Raw genomic sequence first — 19,058 nt, forward strand, 5'->3', positions numbered from 1 at the left:
TCATCATAATTTCTCTGACATGTTATTGAAGGCTGCTGACAAGTTGAAGTAGCGGCCTTAGTATTGCGGAAATGTTCTGGTTTGTACCATTGATGATCAGGCTGGGGTGTTCTGGTGGCTCGTAAGGGCTATTAATCCCCGTCATGTTAGGTAGCTGTCCACTCCGTGCTTTTTTGTACAATCCTTTGGGGTCGCGCTGTTCGCATACCTCTAGCGGTGTACTGATATAAACCTCGACAAAGTTTTCTTTCCCGATAAGTTGTCGGGCCATTTCGCGTTCCGCTCTGAATGGACTGATGAAAGCGGTGATCACGATCAGGCCGGCATCCATCATCAGTTTTGCTACTTCTGCAACACGGCGGATGTTTTCTACCCGGTCGGCATTGGTAAAACCAAGGTCTTTGTTTAATCCGTGGCGCATATTGTCGCCATCCAGGATATAGGTTCGTTTGCCTTGTGAGTGCAGCTCCTTTTCAAGTGCGTTGGCAATGGTGGATTTGCCGGAGCCGGATAATCCGGTGAGCCAGATGACCTTACCTTTGTGACCATTTAAACGTTCACGATCTTCACGACAAATGCTGAGGGCCTGCCGGTGCACATTTTGTGCCCGGCGCAGATTATGCATAATCAATCCCGTGGCTATCGTGGCGTGGCTGTATTGATCCACCAGCACAAAATTGCCCAGTACGGGCAATGTGGTATAGGTATCGAATGCTACCGGATGGTTCAGCGCCAGATTGCATACCGTAATATCATTTTGTTTTAGCTGTTGGCATGCTTCGTGGGCGCCAGTATTTATATCAAGGCGATATTTGATGGTAGTAATGGATGCATCGGCTTGCTGATTCGCCAGGATTAGCTGGTAGTTTCGACTAACTAATCCTGGTTCAGCATGCGTCCAGATTACTACGGCAGTAAATTGATCCGTTGTTTCCAGAGGTGAATGCGCGGCTGAAATAACATCATTGCACGAAATTTTCACCTCTTTATCCAATGCCAGAGTGATAACTTCATTCGTACGCGCTTCAAATACATCGCTATTTAAAGTGCGAATATTTTTTACCTGCGCGATTTCTCCGGAGGCAGCAATACGTACCACGTCACCTATAGTAATTTGACCATTAGCGATCATTCCGTTGCAACGATCAGAGCGGATGTTCGCTGGATTGTTTTCTTGCACCAGAAATATGAAGCGGTTGTCAGTTATTCTTGCTGTTTCTATGGTTGTCAGATAGTCAATCAGTGAGAGGCCGTCATACCAGGGGGTATGGACGGAGGGATTGAGAACGTTATTCCCCTGAAGCGACACCGTGGGTATGATTGCGGTGCTTGCAAAATCCAGGTGACTGCACAGATCGTGAAAGTCCTGTTCGATACCGTGAAAGATGTGGGGATCAAAATCTACCTGATCCATCTTGTTGACGCCGAGAATGAGATGGCGAATTTTGAAGGACGATGCCAGATAAGCGTACCATTTGGCCTGGGTTTGTATTCCGCAGGCGGCATCGATCAGAATGATTGCGACGTTTGCCTTGAAGAGTGCAGCATGTATTTCGCGGTTGTTTCTCTCGGGTTCTGTTGCAATGGTGATCGAGAATTCACGTCCTGTCGTTGAAAAAATGGACCAGGTTTCACTATCGACTGCGCCAGATTTGTGTTTGAAGTTGAAATTGTTGTCTTGTGCTGGTTGGTGGTCTGCTGCTTTGGAGAGAGTACTCAACAGGAAGTCGAATAGGGCACGCTTGCCGCTACTTTTATCCACGCAAATGAGAACGTGCAGTCTGTCAGATTGAGTGGATGTTATTAGCGGTTTGGTTGTTAAAGTCTCTTCCTGATGCATTATTTGTTAGCAGGCTGATGTGGTTGGTTACGAAATATAATTTCATTATGCAAAAAATTGATCTTACCGCCTTGCTGACAGAATTGTTGCCGATTATTCAGGCGGCAGGTGACGCTATCATGGCAGTATACCGGGCCGGGGAGATTGATTTTCAGCAGAAGGCTGATCAAAGTCCGGTTACCCGAGCTGATCTGGCAGCGCATGATGGGTTGGTGCAACGCTTGAAGTTACTGATAGCGGGCTGCCCGGTCGTATCGGAGGAAGATAAGACATCCCATCAATATCGGGATGATAAAAATCGTTTTTGGTTGATTGATCCGCTTGATGGCACTCGGGAATTTATTAACCACAATGGCGAATTTACCGTGAACATCGCTTTGATTGAAGAAGGCCGCAGTGTACTCGGCGCTGTATACGCGCCTGCTATGGATTGTATGTATTGGGGTGGTCCAGGTTTGGGAGCATTTAGAAGAACGGAATCAGGTACCCAGACGATTTGCGTGAGTTCGGAAGAGCCTGAAGATATTTGCCGTGTGGTAGCGAGCAGAAGCCATCTCGATGCCGGAACGCAGGCGTTTATAGATCGCCTGGGAGAAGTGCTATTGTTACAGGTTGGCAGTTCCTTGAAATTTTGTCGCGTGGCAGAAGGCATGGCAGATATTTATCCGCGCCTTGCACCAACCAGCGAATGGGATACCGCAGCTGCTCAGGCTATTCTGGAGGGAGCGGGTGGCAAGGTGATCGACCTAGATGGGCGAGCATTGCGTTACGGCAAATCAGGCGTACTGAATCCGGCATTCATTGCCGTGCGCGATGTTGCATTGATTCCTGTTTGATTGGCTGTGGACAGTTCAGGGATGGCTGGGGACGAATTGAGTGGTTTGCTTGATCAACAAGTAGCCGTTCTGATGTGCACATACAATGGTGCACATTACTTGCAGGATCAACTTGATTCCATCGAAAACCAGAAATACAAGAATTGGTATTTATATGTATCGGATGACGGTTCGCAAGATTCCACGCGGGATATTTTGCGCGCCTTCGAGGCAAAAACGGATCGGCTGCGTGTTATTCAGGGGCCAAGAAACGGGTTTTGTCAGAATTTCCTGTCGCTGATTTGTAATGGATTGATCAAGGCGGATTACTATGCGCTGTCTGATCAGGATGATATCTGGCATGAAGACAAGCTTTTGCGTGCTGTTAAGGTGTTGTCCGATATTTCTTGTGAAACCCCGGCACTTTATTGCTCCCGGACAAAATTAGTGGATGAGCGGAATAATGAAACAGGCTTGTCACCCTTATTCAAACATGCTCCCGGTTTTCGTAACGCACTTGTGCAAAATATAGCGGGCGGTAATACCATGGTGTTCAACCATGCGGCCAGAAAACTCATGCTGGAAGCAGGGCCGGATGCTAATTCTGTTGTACATGACTGGTTTTTGTATATGGTAGTCAGTGGTTGTGGTGGTGTTGTGATTTACGATCCTGTTCCCAGCTTGTGCTATCGCCAGCACGCCGCTAACCTAATCGGAGTAAATGATGAATTTATTGCCAGGCTCAGGCGCTTTGGCCTGATGCTGTCTGGGATGCATCGACGGTGGAATACACGAAATATCGAAGCACTGTCAGGTTTACGTGAAAAACTGACCCCGGAAAATCGTTACATTTATGATGAATTTTCCCGTTTCCGTAATGCTTCATTATGGAACCGATTGGTGGGCTTGTATCGTACCGGGATTTATCGACAGACTCTTGCAGGAAATGTCACTTTGTGGCTGGCTGCGCTATTCAAACGTCTTTAATAGTGCTGTTGCATGATTACAATCTTTGTTGTCAATTATGGCCAATCACTTTGGTTGAGCATTGATAGCAGAAACAAAGGTGCCAGTCATCACTCCGCTGTGCCGGGTTGCTGACATTTTTCTGGATTGCTTCACCTTTGCAGGGTTCGCAAAGACAGCGAAGAGACTCTGTAATTGCAAAAATAACCATCTTGCGACTGCAGGCGAAGTAAGGCAGGAAGTAATCCAGAAAATGATTCTGAAGCTTTGAATGCTCTCGCATCATCCGAGTGGGAATCTTGTATCGAATCACGCCGACATAGATGCTCTTGGGACCCGGTATTCTTACTTTTGTGGTGGCTGAAACCATCCACTGGAAACAATGATCAGGCCGGTGTCTCATGCTCTTGGGTATTTGCCCACGGCCTGATCTTTGCCAATGTTTCTTCCAGCGCACCGCGTGCCATCTCGATATCGTAGTCCACTTGTAGGCGCAACCACCATCCGTCTGACAGACCAAAAAATCGGCATAGGCGCAAATCTGTATCTGCGGTAATGGCACGCTTACCCGCTACGATTTCACCGATGCGCTGCGCTGATACGCCGATTTCCTTTGCCAGCCGGTAATTGCTCATACCCAGCGGAATCAAGAATTCATCTGCCAGCATCTCGCCGGGGGAAACCGGCGTTAATTTATTATTCATGGTTAATCTCCATCAGTGGTAATCCACAATCTCAACATCTTCTGCATCCGTGCCTGTCCAGCGGAAGCACACACGCCACTGGTCGTTGATGCGGATACTGTGCTGCCCGGCACGGTCGCCTTTCAATATCTCCAGCCGATTCGCGGGCGGTACGCGTATATCCTCAATGCACCGTGCCAAATCAAGTTGCTTGAGCTTGCGTAACGCAGGACGCTCAGTGTTGACAAATCGTGCAACTCGCCTCAACTTGGATAGGGTTTTAGTATCCGCGCACCGAAATGTCTTGATCGTCATGAGTACATAGTATTGCGTTACGATATTAGCGTCAAACGACATTACAGATTAATGCCAACTTGGAGAAACGCTGATTTATTCCGTCACCCTACGCTTTTATGCCTGCCCGGAATAAGCGTGTTTTGTGTAAAAGAGGAAAAGAGTGGAGGGGCAGGTTTGTCATGAATTGTCCTGTGGTGCATGACTGGTTTTTGTTATATGGTCGTCAGCAGTTGTGGGAGTATTGTGATTTACGATCCTGTTTTCAGCCTGCGCTATCGCCAGCATGCTGCCAACTTGATCGGGGCAAATGGTGGTTTTATTGCCAGGCTCAGGCGCTTTGGCTTGATGCTGTCTGGGATGCATCGACGGTGGAATACACGGAATATCGAAGCACTGTCAGGTTTACGTGAAAAACTGACCCCGGAAAATCGTTACATTTATGATGAATTTGCTCACTTTCGTAATGCTTCATTCTGGAACCGGCTTGCAGGTTTGTACCGCACGAGACTTTATCGCCAGACTTTTGTAGGAAATATCGCCTTGTGACTGGCCGCGCTATGCAAGCGCCTTTAGCAGTGCTGTTATAACGATGACAGAAACCGGCAACTGCATATCTGTTAGTGTTGTTTCTGGTTGTTTCTGCATTGCTTCACCTTTGCAGGGTTCGCAAAGACTACAGAAGTTGAGGTGATCATATCGTGCCCGCTTTGTCCTTGCGAGGAGGCGTGGCCGACGTGGCAATCCAATTCAGCAGGGGTGCTCATCCTCACCGCACCTGTCGGACTTATCCGATTTTCTGGCTGTGAGATCTTGCAGTGAGCCGGATATGTATTTATGAATAATGCTGGAGACAAGCGTTTGATATGGGATGCCTTCTTCAATTGCTCTGGACTGAATAGCGACAAGATCCCTGTTCGATATGCGAATATTTATTCTCTTATCCTTCTTGAAGGTAAGGTTGGCCGCAGCCTCAAGTTCTTTTCTGCGTGATTTGGTTAACGTCGATTCGTACTCGCCGGACTCCACCGCATCAAGCAGCGTTTTCTCTTCCTGTGATAGTTTTTCTTTGTTCATATTTTACCTCCGAGGTATATCCTGGTGAATTTTCTGCTGGGGATAATCGTTTTAAGAAAAATCTCATCCTGGCTTTCCACGTAGGGCACCAGATAGACATAATCATGAATCTGGATCACAAATATTCGTTGATTTGGGTAATCCGTATTATTCGGATGGACGATGTCATCCAGCAGTCCTCCGTTCAGAATACTAAAGACAGCCTCTTCAAATGACTTGCCACGATCAACTATAAGCTGTTGATTCTTGTCAGGACTCCAGTTGAAGATTTTCATGAGCGTAATACTAGCATGTGTGCGTTTTGTCATCAAATCGGGTGGAAATGGTATGGCTGGATTGTCGTAGCCTGCAAAGACAGAGGTAGTCAAAAGGGGCGATTACGATAATTTCTCCACTTTACTATTGATAATTTGATAGGTGGTATTTCCCGCGCAACATTGAAGCAATGTCGGGCCTACATGAAAAATTACCCCCGGAAAATCGTTACATCTATGATGAATTTGCTCGCTTTCGTAATGCTTCATTCTGGAACCGGCTTGCAGGTTTGTACCGCACGAACTTTATCGCCAGACTTTTGCAGGAAATATCGCTCTGTGGCTGGCCGCGCTATGCAAGCGTCTTTAGTAGGGCTGCTGTAGGGTTACGATTTTTGTTATCAATCATGGCTAATCAACTTTGGTTAAGTATTTAGCAAAAACAAAGATGCCGATCAGCATTTGGCTACAGCTTTCCAGAATCCCAGGGCGCCATCGCCGACAGCTAATTTTGGTGCATCTTTGCGACCGCGCTGTTTCAAATCCATGCTTTACGCCCGGTCTCATCAGAACCGATAATCACCAAAAGACATAATCGGTCATCCATTCGTACAGTGCTGTAGATTCCATCAGCCCAGACATAAACCTACCGTGCCACTCAGATCACGACGCGTCCAGTTTTGATAATCCTGCTCCTAGTCCTGTTTCAGGCGGCTGATCGTGGCTGCCGATAATCCCGTTGCTTCTGGCCCGAATAGATGTTTCAGCGCTTCGGAAAAATCTCCCGTTGAAATTCCTCTCAGATATAACCAGGGCAAAAACTCCTCAATGTTCCGGGTGCGCTTCAAATACGGTGATATCAGATTGCTTACCCAACTTGGAGCGATCTCAAACTTTCGGAACTTTGACTGCAATGTCTCCAAGTCCCGTTTGTATCGAACGTGCAGGCAAATAGCCATTTCTGGCTAATATCATCTTACCTTCGCCAGTTTTTAAAGTGGCGTGCTGCTCGATAAAAGTGGATACCTCCGCTTCAATAACTGCAGCCAGCATTTTGCGTGCGCCTTCTCGAAGTACTTCCTGCAATGGATCATTTTGCTCTGGTTTGTTCAGCTTTAAAATATTACTATCTGTCATACGGTGTTTTTCTTTTTATTGGTTGGTCTGCTCAGATCTTTACCAGCAGGTTACACCGCTTTTCCCTCTACTGGCATACACCAGAAATGATCATACCTCGCAGCTTGGAGACATCAAACCAGCAGGTATCCTTTCCCCTGGTAAAGGACTTGTATGAAACCCTTGGCAACAGCGTTTTGAACACAACAGTGTGATTTGACCTGCGCTTGGCCGGGCACTCCAGGGCTTATATCGGCACCCGGAAAAGAGTTCGATTTTTTACGCGTTAAACGTTAAAAATAAACTACTCACCACGCCCAGGTGCAAACAACTGTAGCGTATGGGGTTTATTTTGTTCAGTGGCCTGTGGTTGCAAAGTGTCAGTGTTGCAGTAATCATAATTGGGAAAATAGGGCACATAAAATAGTAAAATAGGAGACAGACCAAGTTTTCTACTAAGAGTGGTAATTTTGTCTTGGATAGTGGCGCTTTGGTGAAGAGATTGCAGCCACTTTGGGGCGACGGGTGACCCCGGGAAAATCCGGGTGACCTCGGAAGGTGATAGCACCAGAGTTAGGAGGATTGTTTGACTAAACGGTGAAAACCGTGGTCTGTCCCCATTTTTCTTATTAAGTAAATTTCTTATGCCCACTCAAGACGTACGTTGGCTCCAGCGCCTGGCTAACTATCAAAAAGTGCGCCAACGCTTGGTGAGTGCGGTGGAGCTGGCAGCTACCCGGGAGTTATCCGAATTGGAAAAACAGGGGCTGATTCAGTCCTTCGAGTTTGTTTTTGAGCTGGCGTGGAATGTAATGAAAGATTACTTTATTTATCAGGGTAATCCAGAAATAACCGGTTCACGCGATGCTATACGCCAGGCTTTTAAAGCCGGGCTTATCACCGACGGTGAGGGTTGGATGGAGATGATCAAAAGTCGCAACCAAACATCACATACTTACAATGAAGCGGTAGCTAATGAAATTTGTGAGAAAATTCTGAGTAGCTACCACCTGCTTTTTGCAAAATTTGAAGCAGATATGCAAACCAGGGGCGCGTGAAATGCCGAAAAAATTTGGTCTGCCTCAAGCTGCTATTACCAGGCTATGCCATATTTTTAGTCAATATCCACAAATCGACAGCGTAATTCTTTATGGGTCGCGCGCCAAAGGCAATTACCGCCCGGGTTCTGATATAGACTTAAGCATTCAGGGTGAACAGCTAGACCTGACGACTCTGCTGGCCATAGAAAACCAGATAGACGATCTGTTGTTGCCCTGGATGGTGGATTTATCATTATTCCATAAGATAGATGATCCAGACCTGATTGAGCATATTCAAAGAATCGGTATCCCCTTTTATATCCAAGTCACTCCCCGCAGGCTGGATCAGCGCAGCGCATCCGGTATCAAGGTACATCTGGCATGATTCTTAATTGTGTTGTAGCCTAAATAATGTAGTCGTGAGATTGAAAATATGAAATCCTTTTATCCTTTAAAAGGACTTCATATAACACAATCACATCGCAGACATGATATCTCGGATAAGGCATGGGTGTTATTTGAGGAGCATTTACCAGGACGCGAAAGAGCATGGGATGGAGTAGCCAGAGATAATCACCAGTTTATTAATGCTGTTTTCTGGATCATACGAACAGGAGCTCCATGGCAGGATTTGCCGCCAGACTACGGGAACTGGAGCAATACACATCGTCGTTTTATCCGCTGGCGTGACAAAGATATTTGAAAAAAGCTGCTGGAAATCCTGATTGATGATTCTGATTATGAATGGCTGATGATTGATGCCAGCCACATGCCCAACAGCTCTTTATGGCCCTCCCTATTGATGCCAAGTGCAAGGTACATCAACTTGTTGATAACCCGGTTGTTCTGCCGGATTTTCAGCACAATACAGTCCAGATAAACGATCGGGTAAATTGCATCCAGGGTAGGCGACACATCAGCGTCGTACATTTCCCTGAACGCATCAACGATGTCGCGCGTGCTCATGCCCTTGGCGTAAAGCGCCAGAATCTGGTCATCCATCTGCGTTAGACGAGTCTGGCCCTTGCGCACGATCGGTGGCTCGAAAATACCAGCCCGGTCACGGGGCACCTCAATACCAACCTTGCCATGGGCGCCCTTCAGTTGCTTGGATGATGTGCCGTTGCGGCGGTTGCCTGAACCACGCCCGGCAGGGCATAACCAAGGTGCTCGTCCAGCTCGGCTCCAAGGGCTGCTTCCACGGTCATTTTAACTAGCTGCTGGGTCAGACTACCCAGATCTGCTTCAGATTTGATATTTTTCGCCAAGCAGCCAATATGGGCTTGCCACTGGTTCAGGTCGAGTTCATTCATTGTGTCAGTAGTCATGGAAAATTCCTTCACGGGGGATGAAGGCTCGGGCACTTACACAAGATATTTTACAGGCTCCATTATTCTTCAAATATTTCTTCAATGGTCTGTGCTGTCAGAATCCGCTCACCCCAGTACAGCAGGGTTTGTGAATCTGCAGATTTGATACGGGTCTGGATAATTTCATCTGCTGGACCAAATTTTCGCTCCAGTAACCTCAGGAAAAATTCTGCTTCACCTTCCAATCTTCCTTCCTGCCGCCCTTCCTGCCGCCCTTCCTGCCGCCCCTCCTGAATACCAATCTGCCGCCCTTCCTGAATACCTATCTGCTTTCCTTCTTCAATTCCCTGCTGTTTCCAGTCTTTGGTCCAATCTTTGACGCGTTCTGAAAGCATGCTGTGTACCTCCTGTAAATCATGAATTTCATCGAAACTGATTTTTGGCATTCTGCCTGGTAAGAATACCCGTTTCAGCCAGACAGTAAATGCGCGTCGCAGGCTGTCTTGTTCCGGGGTGTGCAGCCAAGTGATTAATGCCTGTAACACTTGTTGGACATCTTCTGGGGTGCGGCTGTTCTCCAGTCGGAACAAAGCGGCTGTCAGGTTACGCAATGCTGCCAGTTCGTGTTCATGGTAACGTCCTTCATCCAGCAGTAGGTAGTTGAGCTGTGGCCGGTAACGATCCAGTCCGCCAGGCGCAGGGAAAATCAGCTCAGTTATGTTTGCCGGTGCCTGCCAGCGGTTGTCTCCATTGTACAAAACTACCGGTAGTACTGGTGGTAGCTGTTCCCCCGTTTTAATGGATTCACTGCGGATGAGGTCCTGATACAGCAGGCCGATGTAAGTCATGATTCGCACCGCCATGAACCAGTCCACGGTAGATTGAAATTCCAGCAATAAATAAACGTACAGCCATTCGTCTTGCTTGCCTTGCTTACGGCGCAAGCGCCAGATGATGTCATCCTGACGTTCTCTCAAATCATCGCTGATATAGCTACCGTTAATTTTCTCCAGTGTGGAAAAGTCGAGTTCATTAACCCAGTCTTCTTTAACAAAGCCGCGCAGCAAGTCTGCCACCATTTCAGCGTGGGAAAATAGCAGTTTATATCCGTGATCGTGATTCATCTCTCAGATTTTTATCGTGTCGCAAATACTGTTTCAGTTTGTCGTAAAAGTTCTCGTACGTACCGATTTGATAGAAGTCGATGATCATAAATTCAATAGGTATGTTTCTGGCCGGCGATCGATAAGCTATTGGATACTCTTGCTGGTTGAATCGGGACTTGTAAGCCCGAACATCGGCCAGACCTCCCGCTTTGAGCTCGCCAATTTCTGGTGTTTCGCATATCATTTCTACCTTATCTTCAATTGCCAGTTGCAGCGGCCTGTTAGCTTTATTGACATACTGGGCGAACGGATGCTTGAAACTGGTTCTCATGGACCGATATTGGATAGCAATCGACTCCATGTCAAAGCAAAAATAATCTGCCAACCGAAAGGATAGTATTGCCAAATCTGCATGGAAAATTTCCCCTGGAAAATCGCGACATCTATGACATGATGAATCTTCCCGATTTCAGGATGCTTCATTATGGAACCGACTTGCAGGTTTGTATCAACAGGCTTTTACAGGAAATATTACCCTGTGGCTGGTTATACTATGCAAGCGCCTTTGGCAGTGCCGTTGCATGATCACGATTTCTGTTGTTAGTCACAGTCAATCAGCTCTGGTTGAGGAATTACTCAAGGATTTAGCCAGGCTGGATATGTCTATGATCGCCGAGGTGTTGATTACCCTCAATATTCCCGAAGAAATTTTATTTGAACCTGATGATTTTCCCTATCCGGTCAGTGTGTTGAGAAATACTGCGCCCCGGGGATTTGGTGCAAATCATAATGCTGCTTTCCGGCAAGCAAAGGGAGAATGGTTCTGTGTTCTGAATCCCGATATCCGTCTGGTTGAGAATCCGTTTCCAGTTTTGCTTGAGGAGATTACTCGGTTATCCGCCGCAGTGATCGCACCGATGGTGATCACGCCGAATGGTGGGGTCGAGGACAGCGTTCGGCGATTTCCCACTCCTTTTTCTCTAGTCATCAAATTTCTCGGATGTGGTGATGGCCGATATATCTTCGCTGCCGAGGATGTGACGTTCAGAGCAGACTGGGTGGGTGGAATGTTCATGCTGTTTCGCGCAGGAGATTTCCGTGCGATTGCTGGTTTTGACGAGAAGTATTTTCTGTACTACGAGGATGTGGACATCTGTGCGCGCTTGTGGAAATCTGGGCGGTCAGTCCTGGCATGTCCAAAGGTCCGGGTAATTCACGATGCGCAACGGGCCAGCCGGAGAAGTTTGCGCTACATGAGGTGGCACATGGTCAGCATGTTGCGGTATCTCTGGAAGCATTGGTGACGTTTACCAAGGACGTTGGCAAATTCTGCAGAGTAAGCACATGGCAAGATCATCCCTGGTGCTCCACCAGCTTTTTCAAGCCTTCGTCTACTGATAACGGCGGCTGCCACCCGAGCAGGGTGCGGGTTTTACTGATATCCACCTGCAACGAACCTAGCAAACGCTGCGCTATTGCACCTTTACTCAGCAAGCGCGCCGCCAGGTGTAGCAGCCACACCGGTATGGCAAGTAAGTGTACTTTTTTGCCCATCGCTTGGCCCAGCCGCTGCAATAAATCGGCAGTGGATAGATCTTCTCCATCGCTTACCAGAAAAGTCTGATTGGCTGCGTTTGGGTGATTCACGCAGGTGCAGATAAGATCCACCAGATTGTCCAGCGCCACCAGACTACGACGATTTTTCACCACCGCACCCAACGGCAGAGGAAAACCACGCCGCACCCAACGCAGCATGGTCAGAAAATTACCCTTGACGCCAGGGCCATAAACCAACACGGGGCGAATGATGACCAGCTCCATGCCCATCTCCTGAGCCAGTTTGTGCAAGTCCGCTTCGGCCTCGGCCTTGGAAATGCCATAAGCATCTTCTGGCGCAGGCGTGTCATCTGCTGAATAGGGTCGCCCCGGCTGCGTGCCTTCGCCGTTGACCTTAATTGAGCTGATAAACACAAAACGCCGCATTCCGGCAGCGGCAGCCTGCTGCGCCAGGCGCAACGTGCCATCCACGTTCACGCGGCGATATTCCGTGAGTGGGTCAGTCACGTTATCTTGCATTACATGGACGCGGGCAGCGCAATGTACTATCACATCCACTCCTACCAGGGCTTGTACCCAGTCGGTGGCCGCATCCAATGTGGGTACGATTACTGCTTCATCAACCGGACACCCTGCTGTCAACGCTGAGGCTGACGTGCGAAATACAGGTCGTACCGTTACCTTTCGCTGACGCAGTGTCTGCCAGATGGCACCGCCTATAAAACCGCTGGATCCAGTCAGCAAGATGTTCATTTCATGTCCCTTGGCGTAGTATCTGTGCGCACAACAATGAACGGGCACAATTACATTCATAGCCAGGATGATTTTGTCTGTCAATTTTCTGATATTTGTTGGTAGGCATATTAGAAAATCTGGGTGGCAAAGTCTTTGAAATTGATCAAATGTTGTTCGCGATAAGCCACAGTTATGGGACCTCTGCGCGGATCCTCCATGAGCCGCGTTGCTGGCAAAATCGCAATGATCGCAAGCGCTTCAAAAAGGCATAATTGTAGAATGATGATCTATCTTGCTATACAGGCTCGTATCGTTGAACTTCAAATCCAGATTACAACAGCAGCGATTTCACGCACCCAGCTGTTCAAGGACTGTTTTCGCTTCAATCAAGTCGAGGTTGTCTACGCGTTCATTGAATCTGGAGTACACCGCATTTAAGATGCGTTTGGCATCGTCTGCTTTATTGTGTTTTCTCCAAAGTTTAGCTAGGCTCGTGGCGGCTCGAAGTTCAAATATTTTTGCATACTGATCCTGCGCGATCTTTAAGGCTTCACACAAACACTCCTCTGCTTCTTGGACTGATTGCTCGGACTGTCCGAGCAACAGTTCGCCTTTCAATCGAAACAACTCCGCTTGCCAAAACAATTCTCCTCCAGTAACAGCAAGTTTCTGTGCCTCCTCAATGGCGACCAATCCTTCGTCAATTCTATTTCTGCGTAAATAGATTTCTGCCAGTAACGCCAATGTAGACGTGTTGTTGGTAATCGCACCTGTGGCCCGGGTAGCAGCAATCCCATTAATTAATTTGACGAGGCCTTCCTCCCGTCCAATTTCGGCCAATGCCCAACCCTGAGAGGCTGTCGCCCACGCCAACCCCAATTCAAATGAGTATTGTGTTGAAACCGTAATTGCTTCATCGGTGAGCTCCAGCGTTCTCTTCGCGTTGTGGGCGCCGGCATAGATCCAGGCAAGAAAAATGAGCGTAAAAACACGAGTGAATGGGTGCTCCAGCGCCCTCGCCATACCTATCGCCTCCAATGCCAACGTTTCGGCTTGCTCAATCTCACCTAATATCCATAACGTCCTGGCCAGCAGAATCCTCGCGCTTATTCCTGAATCTTGCCCGTAGAAAAAGACTTGTGAGCGGTGTTCATCCGGAACGTCAAGGGATTTTGCGGCGGACAGATGGGTTCTGGCTTCGTCAAACCGACCAGAAAATAAGTTGATTGCGCCCAAAGCATGGTGAGCTTCAATCAGCAGTTCTGCTATTTGCTCGCGGTGAGCCAGTGCCAAGAGATCTTCAGCCAGGCCGCGCGCACGGACGAGGTGCCCTCTGAGCATAAGAACGACCCACAATCCCCGAATAACTCGAAATTGGTCCACGGAACTGCTTTGCTCCGACAACAAATCCTTCGCTCTTCGATAATTACGTTCCATTTCGTCGGACGCATATCCTTTGACGGCCAGCAATGGGCCTCCGCGTGCAAGCAGGAGTTCCAATTCCAGGGCATTTCGCTCCGGGCCTTGCGGCAGTTCCTTTAGCAAATCCAGTGCTTTGTTAAAATGATTAAGCGATTCGATATTGGCTGATTGTTTCGCATCTCTACGGGCCGCGCGATGCCAATAATCAACTGCCGGACCAATCAAACCTGCCTGTTCCAAGTGATAAGCCAAGAGTTCCGGTTCCATGTTTACCCGTTCTGGGAACCGGCTCTCCAGGGTTTTGGCAATGCGAGCATGAAGCATGCGCCGAGGTTTCTTGGGTAACATGCTGTAGGCCGCTTCCTGGACGAGGACATGCTTAAAGTAGTATGTCGCAAGAGGTATCTTGCCCTCTTGAAGAACGAGCCCGGAAGCAACGAACAGGTCGAGTGCATTCCTTAACTCGCTGTCCGGCACTTCGACAGTGGCTCGCAACAGCTCGTAGGTAAATTCGCGCCCTATTGCCGCACCGGTTTGCACAATTTCCCTGGCCGACCCTAACCGATCCACCCGTTCCATGAGCAACGCTTGCAGACTGTCTGGAATGGGCAATCCCTTTAGTGGGCCCTTCAGAGTAAATGAATTGTTGCCCTCGATCAGGAGCCCAGATCCAAGCACATTTTCCGTCAATGTTTCAATATAGAGGGGTATGCCATCGGCCTTGGCCAGAATGGCCTGCTGCACCTCGGGCGGAAGCACTTTTCCTCCTGTTATCGCCGCAATGAGTTCAGCGCTATGCCGACGTGGAAGTCGGTTGAGCGTCAGGGACGTCACGTAACTATATTCCGACCACAACGGCTTGAAGTTGGGGCGAGTTGTGATCAACAACAACACGCGCATCTGCCGAATGCGGCCAATGATTCGCGTCATGAGTTCCTGCGTTGTTGGATCAAGCCAATGGGCGTCTTCCACCGTGAACAACAGTGGACAACGATCGGCCAGCCTTTGTAGATAGTGCACAAGTGCTTCCAGTGTCATGTCTTTGCGTTTTTCGGATGGCACATTGAGAAGCGGATACCGATGATCTCCCTGGATCGAGAGCAGATCTGCCAGCAATGAAACCGTTTCCTGGCTATCGATTCTGCCTTCGATAGCCAGGGCGTCGAGCTTGTCCAGTTGTGCCTGGGCACTGTCATGACTTGCGAGTCCCGCTGTTTGCCGCAGAAAATTGATGGCCGGATAGAGCGCCGTATTGGTATGGTAGGGTGAACATTGAAACTGAATCGTCTGATACCGTTCATCTTTGAGGCGCTCACATAAACTACAGACGATTCTCGATTTTCCGATGCCGGCCTCACCGGATAGGAGCACGACTTGTCCTTCACCGCTGATGGCCTCGCGCCAGCGACCCAACAGGAGCGAGATCTCCTGTTCTCTGCCTACAAATTTGGCTAAGTGGCTGGATCGATAGGACTCAAACCGGCTGACCGACAGCCTGGTACTCAGAACCTGCCAAGCTTGGACAGGTGTGTCGAACCCTTTCAGCGAAAAGGAGCCGAGATCCAGGAATTCGAATTCATTTCCGACAAGCCGTTTCGTCGCTGGATCAATGATCAATTGATTGGGTTTTGCCAGCGTCTGGAGGCGGGCGGCGAGATTTGGGGTTTCACCAAACACTGACCGTTCCTTGGCAAGGTCCTGTCCTATTAGCTCGCCGACTACGACTTGACCAGTAGCGACCCCGATTCGTGCAGCAATATCAAACTGTAAATGGGGGTTGTCTCGATTAAGTTCCCCCACTGTATCCAGAATAGCCAGTCCAGCATGGACCGCTCGTTCCGCATCATTTTCATAGGCATGGGGGTACCCGAAATAAACCAGCATCCCATCCCCCATGTATTTTGCGATATAGCCATTGAGCCGGTCAATTGCTTGGCTACAGGCGTCCAAGAACCGTCGGATCACATCCTGGAGGTCTTCAGGGTCCAATCGGCAGGACAGTGCTGTCGAATCCACAAGATCACAAAACATCACCGTCAACTGTCGGCGTTCTGCTTGATCCCGTTCTGGACGGAATAGCTGCTCCTCCTGAATGACGTCAGCGGGCATAGGCCTCGAATCCATAACCTCAGTGTTTTGCGACAATTGAGCGATCGCGCGCAAGATTTTTTTCCGATGTCCCAGCAAAACACCCAGCGCCTCCAGATCGCCCTCATTCAGCTCGGGCAGGACATCCCAAGTGATCGCATTTTGCTGAAACGACTCGCGATATATACCTAGGCCAAGATTATCCAGCCATTCTGATATGTGATCATTCGTCATGAACAAAGTCGATGGTAGATATTCCGGCCTGCCATGGACAGGATTAACTGAGTTAAGTGCAGGAAGTTACTCGTTGCGGATCGTAATCCTTTAATCGATAATAGATTTGTGATGAACAACGCTTCCAAAAATATGATTCCTAAAGGATCTTTCACTCGAAAAATGGAACGTCAACTGGTAGGCATGGTAATGGCGGTCATCGCCTACGTGATCGAGAAAGCCGTGTTGCGTTCGATCAAGCGTAGTGGCACAAAATCTTCGGCACTGAACAGCCCGCCATCGTAAACTATTTTTGTCTTCAATGCCTTTGCAGCAGATCGATAACCAGGCCAAGGGTCAGCAGGCCTCCGACGATCCCGAATGTTATCGGCACCCACTCGGCAGTAACCGTTGACGCTGCTGTGAATCCACTGGCCAGGATACTTGCCGCAGCGGTCAGGCCGAGCGCTAGTCGTCGTCCCGTATGGCGTACTATATCCTCCAGCGAATTGGCCCGGAAATTCACCACAAGCTTTGGGCCGCCAGGGCGGGCACCAACGAAATTTTCAACTGCTTCGATCATGCGCAGGGTTCGTACTTTCAACTTCTGAGATTGATACAGCAATGTCTTCGGATTGAACGCGGTACCCATGCGTTTGGCCATCAAGCGCATCAGATACTTTCCCGCTACGTCATACGGATCGAGTGCTGGATCAAGCTCGGCAGTCGCCAGCTGTACCTGCGCGAGTGCCTTGATGGCGAGCGTGAGCGAAGCTGGTAGCGGTACTCCGTGCCGTAACGAGACCGCGCTCATTTCTTGTAGAAGCGGCCCGATCTGCATCTCGGCAAGCGAGGCAGTGCGATATTTTGCCATCACTTCCCCGATCTCACTCTGGAATCGGGCCACATCGAGGGTGCTACTATTGTCGGCGCTCGTCATCATGAATGTGACATCGGTGAGAAACGCCGCATCTTCCTGCCATAGAGCCATCAACATTAACAAGAGATGCTCACGGAGATCGGTTCCTACCACACCGACCATTCCGAAATCAAGAAAATAGATGCAATCCTTCCACCACATCAGATTGCCTGGGTGGGGATCGGCATGGAAGAAGCCATCGACGATGATCTGTTTGTAGTAGCTCTCCAACAGTTGACGAGCAGCCTGGATGCGCGCTGGACCAGCCGGCGCCTGCCTGATCGGTATACCCTGGATCTCTTCCATTACTAATAACCGAGACGTGGACAGATCCCGGTGTACGCTGGGTACGGCAAGGCGATTATAGTCTGCGAGCACCACTTGCATGCGCTCGATGTTGTCGGCCTCCTGACGGAAGTCGAGTTCACTATGGAGCGAGGTGGAGAGATGTTTGAACACGGCTTCCATATCAATCACCTGATTGAGCGCAGGACGCTTTCCGACTTTCTTCACAAACACCTGGAGGAGGGCGAGATCCTGTTCGATATCCGTGCGAGCAGTCGGTCGCTGAACCTTGACTACGACCCGTTCACCGCTTTCGAGCGTTGCACGATGGACCTGAGCGATCGTGCCAGCGGCGAGAGGCTTCGGGTCAATCGACTTGAATACATCCTCCCAGGGGACTCTCAATTCCTGCTCGGAAACTTGGACCACCTCGCTTTCCGTCATCGGCGGCACCCGGGACTGCAACAAAGAAAGCTCCTCAATGTATTCAATTGGAAGGAGATCCGGGCGAGTTGACAACACCTGTCCGAGTTTCGAGAATATCGGGCCAAGCTCTTCCAGGGCTGCTCGTAAGCGCTTGGCTTGCTGACGGCGGATAGATATATCTGGTTCGTTAGATTGGCCGAACAGTTTGAGGCCATGTTTCGCTATTACAGCTGCGATATGCGTAGCGCGGGCTGCCAGTCGAGGCTCAAAAGGCGGGATTTCACCCTCGGATAGGTGAGTTCGAGCCAAACCCGATGTCTGCTCACCAGTAGAATGCGCGGTATTTACAATAATCACGGTGCAATGGGCACTATGACTGATGCGGTTCGGTATGTTACCGAGCAAAAACTTTTTTCGACCTGCCATGCCAAAATTGCCAACCACCAGGACATCGACTGCCTTCTGTTCAGCGGCGCGGACGATTGCCAATGCCGGATCCGTATCAATGACGACCAAAGCATGCCCGCGATCCCCGGCAACCTGCCGCACAAAGTGTGCCAAATCGTTGTTGGCTGCCGCAGCGCGCGTTTGTTCGGCTTCGCCGAATTCTGTGGCGGACGGATACTGCGGCACCACTACCTCAACCGCGAACAGCTCCGCATTGTAGCGGTCGGCAAATCCAGCGGCCCACTGGACAGCTCGGTCGGCGGCTTCAGAGCGGTCGGTGCCTACCATCACGCGTTTTATGACTTTACTCTCCAGATGATTTTTCATAAATGTTGTAGAGTGGTGAGCAGGGATAGCATCGATATGACAGGATCAGCCTGGGTGGCAGGGTGTTTAAACACCCTGCCCAAACGCTTATCAGCGTGCTATTGATCTGAAACAGCCAATAGATGCTGGTTACGTAAC

At 49.2% G+C, this 19,058-nt stretch carries 18 protein-coding genes and 2 pseudogenes; 8 read left to right on the forward strand and 12 right to left on the reverse strand.

Annotation, left to right across the window (positions count from 1 at the left end; translation table 11 throughout):
- Nucleotides 1-22: 22 nt before the first annotated feature.
- Complete coding sequence (gene cysC / locus ACZ5EJ_RS00265; protein WP_464557243.1) at nt 23-1,762, reverse strand: adenylyl-sulfate kinase; 1,740 nt, start codon at nt 1,760-1,762, stop codon at nt 23-25.
- Between the two features lie 125 nt (nt 1,763-1,887).
- Between cysC and cysQ the strand changes: the two genes are divergently transcribed.
- Both cysQ and ACZ5EJ_RS00275 read left to right on the forward strand, forming a co-directional pair.
- Nucleotides 1,888-2,676, forward strand: coding sequence for a 3'(2'),5'-bisphosphate nucleotidase CysQ (cysQ, locus tag ACZ5EJ_RS00270; protein ID WP_464557244.1), 789 nt, complete (start codon nt 1,888-1,890; stop codon nt 2,674-2,676).
- Between the two features lie 21 nt (nt 2,677-2,697).
- The gene (locus ACZ5EJ_RS00275; protein WP_464557246.1) at nt 2,698-3,642 is read left to right on the forward strand and encodes a glycosyltransferase family 2 protein; all 945 of its coding nucleotides are present in this window, start codon (nt 2,698-2,700) and stop codon (nt 3,640-3,642) included.
- A 365-nt stretch (nt 3,643-4,007) separates the two neighbouring features.
- Here the strand turns inward: ACZ5EJ_RS00275 and ACZ5EJ_RS00280 are convergent, their stop codons facing one another.
- Nucleotides 4,008-4,325, reverse strand: coding sequence for a HigA family addiction module antitoxin (locus tag ACZ5EJ_RS00280; protein WP_011633300.1), 318 nt, complete (start codon nt 4,323-4,325; stop codon nt 4,008-4,010).
- 12 nt (nt 4,326-4,337) lie between these two features.
- Nucleotides 4,338-4,661 carry a type II toxin-antitoxin system RelE/ParE family toxin gene (locus tag ACZ5EJ_RS00285; protein ID WP_464557247.1) on the reverse strand — a complete coding sequence of 108 codons (324 nt, stop codon included), beginning with the start codon at nt 4,659-4,661 and terminating at the stop codon, nt 4,338-4,340.
- Nucleotides 4,662-4,799: 138 nt separating this feature from the next.
- On the opposite strand from ACZ5EJ_RS00285, the gene ACZ5EJ_RS00290 reads away from it, so the two are divergent.
- The gene (locus tag ACZ5EJ_RS00290) at nt 4,800-5,147 is read left to right on the forward strand and encodes a hypothetical protein (protein WP_464557248.1); all 348 of its coding nucleotides are present in this window, start codon (nt 4,800-4,802) and stop codon (nt 5,145-5,147) included.
- Nucleotides 5,148-5,348: 201 nt separating this feature from the next.
- On the opposite strand, the gene ACZ5EJ_RS00295 is transcribed toward ACZ5EJ_RS00290, so the two are convergent.
- From ACZ5EJ_RS00295 to ACZ5EJ_RS00305, 3 genes are all read right to left on the reverse strand, one after another.
- Nucleotides 5,349-5,675 (reverse strand): CopG family antitoxin, encoded by a 327-nt coding sequence (locus ACZ5EJ_RS00295; RefSeq protein WP_074456025.1) that lies wholly within the window; start codon nt 5,673-5,675, stop codon nt 5,349-5,351.
- Entirely contained in the window at nt 5,672-6,043 is a 372-nt protein-coding gene (locus tag ACZ5EJ_RS00300) for a BrnT family toxin (RefSeq protein ID WP_256211914.1), read from the reverse strand. Before ACZ5EJ_RS00300 ends, ACZ5EJ_RS00295 begins: the two co-directional genes overlap by 4 nt.
- Nucleotides 6,044-6,817: 774 nt before the next feature.
- Nucleotides 6,818-7,066, reverse strand: coding sequence for a transposase (locus tag ACZ5EJ_RS00305; protein ID WP_074709772.1), 249 nt, complete (start codon nt 7,064-7,066; stop codon nt 6,818-6,820).
- A 623-nt stretch (nt 7,067-7,689) separates the two neighbouring features.
- Here ACZ5EJ_RS00305 and ACZ5EJ_RS00310 point away from each other — a divergent pair.
- The 3 genes and pseudogenes from ACZ5EJ_RS00310 to ACZ5EJ_RS00320 form a co-directional block, all read left to right on the forward strand.
- Complete coding sequence (locus ACZ5EJ_RS00310) at nt 7,690-8,103, forward strand: nucleotidyltransferase substrate binding protein (RefSeq protein WP_074456022.1); 414 nt, start codon at nt 7,690-7,692, stop codon at nt 8,101-8,103.
- 1 nt (nt 8,104) lies between these two features.
- Nucleotides 8,105-8,470 (forward strand): nucleotidyltransferase domain-containing protein, encoded by a 366-nt coding sequence (locus tag ACZ5EJ_RS00315; protein WP_074456021.1) that lies wholly within the window; start codon nt 8,105-8,107, stop codon nt 8,468-8,470.
- 48 nt (nt 8,471-8,518) lie between these two features.
- Nucleotides 8,519-8,854: pseudogene (locus tag ACZ5EJ_RS00320) on the forward strand (transposase); the annotation flags it as partial.
- Here ACZ5EJ_RS00320 and ACZ5EJ_RS00325 read toward each other — a convergent pair.
- The 3 genes and pseudogenes from ACZ5EJ_RS00325 to ACZ5EJ_RS00335 form a co-directional block, all read right to left on the reverse strand.
- Nucleotides 8,845-9,398, reverse strand: a pseudogene (locus ACZ5EJ_RS00325) (transposase); the annotation flags it as partial. The pseudogenes ACZ5EJ_RS00320 and ACZ5EJ_RS00325 sit on opposite strands and share 10 nt — an antisense overlap.
- Before the next feature lie 77 nt (nt 9,399-9,475).
- The gene (locus ACZ5EJ_RS00330; RefSeq protein WP_074456019.1) at nt 9,476-10,519 is read right to left on the reverse strand and encodes an Rpn family recombination-promoting nuclease/putative transposase; all 1,044 of its coding nucleotides are present in this window, start codon (nt 10,517-10,519) and stop codon (nt 9,476-9,478) included.
- Complete coding sequence (locus ACZ5EJ_RS00335; RefSeq protein WP_464557250.1) at nt 10,497-10,862, reverse strand: type II toxin-antitoxin system RelE/ParE family toxin; 366 nt, start codon at nt 10,860-10,862, stop codon at nt 10,497-10,499. The genes ACZ5EJ_RS00330 and ACZ5EJ_RS00335 overlap by 23 nt, the downstream gene beginning before the upstream one ends.
- 220 nt (nt 10,863-11,082) lie before the next feature.
- Between ACZ5EJ_RS00335 and ACZ5EJ_RS00340 the strand changes: the two genes are divergently transcribed.
- Nucleotides 11,083-11,805 carry a glycosyltransferase gene (locus ACZ5EJ_RS00340; protein ID WP_074456016.1) on the forward strand — a complete coding sequence of 241 codons (723 nt, stop codon included), beginning with the start codon at nt 11,083-11,085 and terminating at the stop codon, nt 11,803-11,805.
- Between the two features lie 49 nt (nt 11,806-11,854).
- Here ACZ5EJ_RS00340 and ACZ5EJ_RS00345 read toward each other — a convergent pair whose 3' ends face one another.
- Nucleotides 11,855-12,811, reverse strand: coding sequence for a UDP-glucose 4-epimerase family protein (locus ACZ5EJ_RS00345; RefSeq protein ID WP_074456015.1), 957 nt, complete (start codon nt 12,809-12,811; stop codon nt 11,855-11,857).
- Between the two features lie 330 nt (nt 12,812-13,141).
- On the reverse strand, nt 13,142-16,537 hold the full coding sequence (locus tag ACZ5EJ_RS00350) for an ATP-binding protein (RefSeq protein WP_074456014.1): 3,396 nt from the start codon (nt 16,535-16,537) through the stop codon (nt 13,142-13,144).
- Nucleotides 16,538-16,648: 111 nt separating this feature from the next.
- On the opposite strand from ACZ5EJ_RS00350, the gene ACZ5EJ_RS00355 reads away from it, so the two are divergent.
- Entirely contained in the window at nt 16,649-16,822 is a 174-nt protein-coding gene (locus tag ACZ5EJ_RS00355) for a hypothetical protein (protein ID WP_166484983.1), read from the forward strand.
- Nucleotides 16,823-16,835: 13 nt separating this feature from the next.
- Here ACZ5EJ_RS00355 and ACZ5EJ_RS00360 read toward each other — a convergent pair whose 3' ends face one another.
- Entirely contained in the window at nt 16,836-18,920 is a 2,085-nt protein-coding gene (locus ACZ5EJ_RS00360) for an AarF/UbiB family protein (protein WP_074456013.1), read from the reverse strand.
- Nucleotides 18,921-19,058 lie beyond the last annotated feature (138 nt).

The organism is Nitrosomonas sp. TNE100, assembly GCF_055387135.1.

Excerpts from the sequence above, each read along its gene's own strand:
- cysQ (WP_464557244.1), top strand. The coding sequence starts at position 1,888 with ATGCAAAAAATTGATCTTACCGCCTTGCTGACAGAATTGTTGCCGATT.
- ACZ5EJ_RS00295 (WP_074456025.1), bottom strand. The coding sequence starts at position 5,675 with ATGAACAAAGAAAAACTATCACAGGAAGAGAAAACGCTGCTTGATGCG.
- ACZ5EJ_RS00280 (WP_011633300.1), bottom strand. The coding sequence starts at position 4,325 with ATGAATAATAAATTAACGCCGGTTTCCCCCGGCGAGATGCTGGCAGAT.
- ACZ5EJ_RS00285 (WP_464557247.1), bottom strand. The coding sequence starts at position 4,661 with ATGTCGTTTGACGCTAATATCGTAACGCAATACTATGTACTCATGACG.
- ACZ5EJ_RS00315 (WP_074456021.1), top strand. The coding sequence starts at position 8,105 with ATGCCGAAAAAATTTGGTCTGCCTCAAGCTGCTATTACCAGGCTATGC.
- ACZ5EJ_RS00310 (WP_074456022.1), top strand. The coding sequence starts at position 7,690 with ATGCCCACTCAAGACGTACGTTGGCTCCAGCGCCTGGCTAACTATCAA.
- ACZ5EJ_RS00275 (WP_464557246.1), top strand. The coding sequence starts at position 2,698 with ATGGCTGGGGACGAATTGAGTGGTTTGCTTGATCAACAAGTAGCCGTT.
- ACZ5EJ_RS00360 (WP_074456013.1), bottom strand. The coding sequence starts at position 18,920 with ATGAAAAATCATCTGGAGAGTAAAGTCATAAAACGCGTGATGGTAGGC.
- ACZ5EJ_RS00290 (WP_464557248.1), top strand. The coding sequence starts at position 4,800 with ATGACTGGTTTTTGTTATATGGTCGTCAGCAGTTGTGGGAGTATTGTG.
- ACZ5EJ_RS00340 (WP_074456016.1), top strand. The coding sequence starts at position 11,083 with ATGATCACGATTTCTGTTGTTAGTCACAGTCAATCAGCTCTGGTTGAG.
- ACZ5EJ_RS00345 (WP_074456015.1), bottom strand. The coding sequence starts at position 12,811 with ATGAACATCTTGCTGACTGGATCCAGCGGTTTTATAGGCGGTGCCATC.
- ACZ5EJ_RS00355 (WP_166484983.1), top strand. The coding sequence starts at position 16,649 with ATGAACAACGCTTCCAAAAATATGATTCCTAAAGGATCTTTCACTCGA.
- ACZ5EJ_RS00305 (WP_074709772.1), bottom strand. The coding sequence starts at position 7,066 with ATGACAGATAGTAATATTTTAAAGCTGAACAAACCAGAGCAAAATGAT.
- ACZ5EJ_RS00350 (WP_074456014.1), bottom strand. The coding sequence starts at position 16,537 with ATGACGAATGATCACATATCAGAATGGCTGGATAATCTTGGCCTAGGT.
- ACZ5EJ_RS00330 (WP_074456019.1), bottom strand. The coding sequence starts at position 10,519 with ATGAATCACGATCACGGATATAAACTGCTATTTTCCCACGCTGAAATG.
- ACZ5EJ_RS00335 (WP_464557250.1), bottom strand. The coding sequence starts at position 10,862 with ATGGAGTCGATTGCTATCCAATATCGGTCCATGAGAACCAGTTTCAAG.